Source organism: Streptomyces sp. SID5785, from assembly GCF_009870065.1.
Lineage (GTDB): Bacteria > Actinomycetota > Actinomycetes > Streptomycetales > Streptomycetaceae > Streptomyces.
In genome coordinates this window covers 1-315 of record NZ_WWIA01000056.1, presented here as the reverse complement: position 1 = coordinate 315, position 315 = coordinate 1, and the positions used below count along the sequence as shown (strand labels likewise).

General features: G+C 68.9%; 1 protein-coding gene. It reads left to right on the top strand.

Annotated elements, in window-relative coordinates; genetic code table 11:
- Nucleotides 1-315, top strand: a 315-nt coding sequence (locus GTW43_RS01720; RefSeq protein WP_161299747.1) for a hypothetical protein, incomplete at both ends; no start/stop codon positions are given.

The following is a 315-nucleotide window of genomic DNA, read 5'->3' as shown; positions in this document are numbered from 1 at the left end:
GCACCGCCGTTCTGGGGCACCCGCGTCATCAAGGGCATCCCCCTCAAGGACTACGCCTCCTGGCTCGACGAGGGCGCCCTGTTCAAGGGCCAGTGGGGTCTCAAGCAGGCCCGCAACGGCGGACCCAGCTACGAGGAGCTGGTGGAGAGCGAGGGCCGGCCCCGGCTGCGCGGTCTCCTCGACCAGCTCCAGAGGAAGAACCAGCTCGAGGCCGCCGTGGTCTACGGCTACTTCCCGTGCGTCTCCAAGGGCGACGACCTGATCATCCTGGACGACGAGGGCAACGAGCGGACCCGCTTCACCTTCCCGCGCCAG